Origin of the sequence: uncultured Dialister sp. (assembly GCF_900538805.1) — a bacterium.
Taxonomy (GTDB): Bacteria; Bacillota; Negativicutes; order Veillonellales; family Dialisteraceae; genus Dialister.
This window is the reverse complement of sequence record NZ_UPZP01000145.1, coordinates 1-3,647: the sequence shown is the minus strand read 5'-3', so window position 1 is coordinate 3,647 and position 3,647 is coordinate 1. Positions and strand designations below refer to the sequence as shown.

General features: G+C 52.5%; 3 protein-coding genes. All 3 read left to right on the top strand.

Features of this window, described 5'->3' with window-relative positions; genetic code table 11:
- Positions 1–185, top strand: a 185-nt coding sequence (locus QZQ29_RS09110; RefSeq protein ID WP_296962562.1) for a hypothetical protein, incomplete at its 5' end; no start/stop codon positions are given.
- Positions 169–1,122 carry an L-lactate dehydrogenase gene (locus QZQ29_RS09105; RefSeq protein ID WP_296962560.1) on the top strand — a complete coding sequence of 318 codons (954 nt, stop codon included), beginning with the start codon at positions 169–171 and terminating at the stop codon, positions 1,120–1,122. The genes QZQ29_RS09110 and QZQ29_RS09105, both read left to right, overlap by 17 nt.
- 516 nt (positions 1,123–1,638) lie before the next feature.
- Positions 1,639–3,246, top strand: a complete 1,608-nt coding sequence (locus QZQ29_RS09100; RefSeq protein ID WP_296962558.1) for a peptide chain release factor 3 — start codon at positions 1,639–1,641, stop codon at positions 3,244–3,246.
- Positions 3,247–3,647 lie beyond the last annotated feature (401 nt).

Here is a 3,647-nt window from a genome sequence, read left to right as displayed (position 1 = left end):
TTCGCGTCGCCTCATTCCTTGCATTGCATAAAAATTCAAGAATAAAAGCAAACAACGATTTAATCAGCGCTTCCCTAGATAGTGATTTAATCAGTGCTTCCCCAGGCAGAATCCATATAGGAGAAAGGAAGAAATTCCTTACAGGTAGAAAAGGAGTGTGGAATTCTTATGTCAATCAAAACTAGAAAAATCGGGATTATCGGAGCAGGCAACGTAGGCTCCCATCTGGCCCTCCAGTTTGCGGTACAGGGACTGGCGGATGAGGTGGTTTTCTATGATACCAATATGGACAAGGCCATCGGCGAATCCCTGGACCTTTTGGACGCTGTGAGCTACCAGCCCCATCATTTTGAAGCCTACGCAGGCACCATGGATGACATGAAGGATGCGGACATCCTCATCAATGCCTCCGGCAAACCCCGCCAGAAAGGGCAGAACCGGCTGGATATGATGGACGGCGCCATTGCCACCAGCAAGGAATTCCTGCCGCTCATTGAGAAATCGGGCTTTGACGGCATTATCATTTCCATTTCTAACCCCTGCGACATTATCGCGGAATATCTGCAGTACAAGCTGGACTGGCCGAAGAAAAAAATCATCGGCTCCGGCACCGCCCTGGACTCCGCCCGCCTGCAGATGCAGCTGTCCACCCAGCTCAAGGTAAACCGCCGCTCCCTCACTGCCTACCTTCTGGGCGAACACGGCGATTCCAGCATGATTCCCTGGAGCCACGTGAAAGTGGCCGGCAAGCCCATCGATGAACTGCTGAAGGAAAAGCCGGACGTTTACCACATGGACTCCAAAGAAGAAATCCTGAAAAAGGTCCATGACGAAGGAAATATTGAAAACGCCAAGAAGGGCTGCACCGAATTCGGCGTATCCTCCGCCACCGCCGAACTGGTTCGGGCCATTTACCACGACGAACACAAAATCCTGCCCTGCTCCGTCTACCTGGACGGCGAATACGGCATTACCGGCAGCTTCGCCTCTGTGCCGGTCAAGGTTGGCAAGGACGGCGTGGAAGACATTATCGAACTCCACCTGACGGAAGAAGAAAATAAAGAGCTCCAGCACTCCATCAAGATTCTGAAAGAACACTTCGAAAGAGCGCTCACACTGTGATAGAGCAGAAAAAAGGGTACCCCAGGGGTGCCCTTTTTGTGTTGGAGGGGATTGAGGAAAATGTTAAATTGTAAATTGTAAATGGTAAATGGTAAATGAAGACAGCACCAGCGGGCGCAGTATAAAAGCGGCTACAGGCAGCTGATTCATCTGAATGCTTATCATGATATATGACCGACAAAAAAATCTCGTAACGCCCTGGTTTTCTCTTGATGGGAAAACCCCGCGAAGCGGGAAAGGGTGTACGGGAGGATAAGTCGAAATGGTACTCTATGTTGGCATGATCGCCCGTAGGCGACCTTTCTTACGATTGACAGTTACCAACCTTTGAACCTTATGAACCCTCTGAACCCGGGCCGCGCAGCGGCCCCGTGGGCCGGTCAATCTTAAGAACCTTTCACCCACAACCCTCTGCACCGGAGCCGCGAAGGGGCTCCAAAAATACAAAATCCCTTTCCACATCCCTCTCCCATGGGGTATAATGATATGACGCTTATTTTATTTTTGAGGTGAAACATGACTGATTTGGAAGAAATCAAGAGACGCCGCACCTTTGCCATCATTTCCCACCCGGATGCCGGCAAGACGACGCTCACAGAAAAACTGCTGCTCTACGGCGGAGCCATCCATCTGGCGGGGTCCGTCAAAGCAAGAAAGACGGCGCGCTATGCGGTTTCCGACTGGATGGAAATCGAAAAACAGCGTGGTATTTCCGTTACCAGTTCCGTGCTCCAGTTCGACTACCAGGGCTGCCGCATCAATATCCTGGACACCCCGGGGCATGCGGACTTTTCCGAAGATACATACCGTACACTCATGGCGGTGGACTCCGCTGTCATGGTGATTGACGTGGCCAAGGGCGTGGAAGCCCAGACGAAGAAACTCTTCAAGGTCTGCTCGGACCGGGGCATTCCGATTTTTACCTTTGTCAATAAAATCGACCATTTTGGCAAGAACCCCTTCGACCTGATGGCGGACATTGAAGACGTGCTGGGCATCCGTTCCTGCCCCATGAACTGGCCCATCGGCGTGAACGGCGATTACACCGGCATTTACGACAGGGAAACGGAAATGTGCCATCTCTTCATCAAGGACAACGCCCACGGCGTGAAGAAGCTGGAAGTGATTTCCGGGAAAATGGACGATGAAAAGATTACCTCCCATTTAAGCCCTGAAATCATCCAGTCCCTGAAGGACGACCTGGAGCTTCTGGACGAAGCAGGGGACCCCTTCGATGAAGAAAAGGTGGCCAAAGGAGAGCTCACTCCCATGTTCTTCGGCTCCGCCATGACCAATTTCGGCGTACAGCCTTTCCTGGAAAAATACCTGGAGCTGGCGCCGCCGCCGGAACCGAGAAAGACACTGGAAGGCACCATTTCTCCTGAAGACCCCAATTTCTCCGCCTTCGTTTTCAAAATCCAGGCGAACATGGACCCCAAGCACCACGACCGGGTGGCTTTCATGCGCATCTGCTCCGGCGTCTTTGAAAAGGGCGTCAGCGTCCTCCATCGCCAGAGCGGCAAAATGATTCGTCTCTCCCAGCCCCAGCAGTTCCTGGCCACCGAAAGGCAGACTGTGGAAAAGGCGTACCCCGGCGACATTATCGGCGTATTTGACACCGGTGAACTGGGCGTAGGCGATACGGTGTGCGAAAAGAAGCACCCCGTCACCTTCATCGACTTCCCCGTGTTCCCACCGGAACTCTTCGCCCGGCTCTCTCCGGAAAGCAGCATGAAGAGGAAACAGTTCCTGAACGGCGTCACCCAGCTGGCCCAGGAAGGGGCCATCCAGGTGTACAAACAGCCCTACATTATGGAATCCTTCATTATCGGCGCCGTGGGCCAGCTGCAGTTTGAAGTCATGAAATACCGGCTGGAAAACGAATACAACGTATCGGTGAACCTGGAGCCCCTGGGCTTCACCGCCGCCCGCTGGACCGAAGGCGACGTGCCGCCGGAAGAACTGGTGGGCATCGACAACGCCATGGTGGTCTACGACCGCCGTGAACGGCCGGTATACCTCCTGCCCAACGCCTGGCAGGCAGGCTGGCTGGCCCAGAGAAATCCAAAGGTGAAATTCCTCGAAAGCCCGCCCCTCGGTGTGGCAGAGCTGGAAGGAAACTGATAAAAAACAGCAGAACCGGAAAGGCTCTGCTGTTTTTTTGAGTGAGGCGGAGAAATGGTAAATGTTAAATTGTAAATGAAGGTGGCGCCTGGCGGCGCAGAATAAATTCTGCAGGCCGCTGATTCTAATGAATACTTGGCGTGATACATGCGGCAGTACGCAAATCCCGTAACGTAGGCTCCTTCCTCAGGAAGGAGCTGCCCGAAAGGGCTGAGGATAGGTCCGAAAAAAATATGAGAAAAGAACTAACGCTCCTATCCTCCGTCGCTTGCGGTGCCACGGGACTGTGAAAAAATATAAATTATTTCTTCACAGCCCTTTTTTCTGCTTCGCCTATAGATTCAAAAAAATTCTCAAAATGACAGTAAGCTGTTCTCCGAATTGTCATCTCGAGCGGAGCT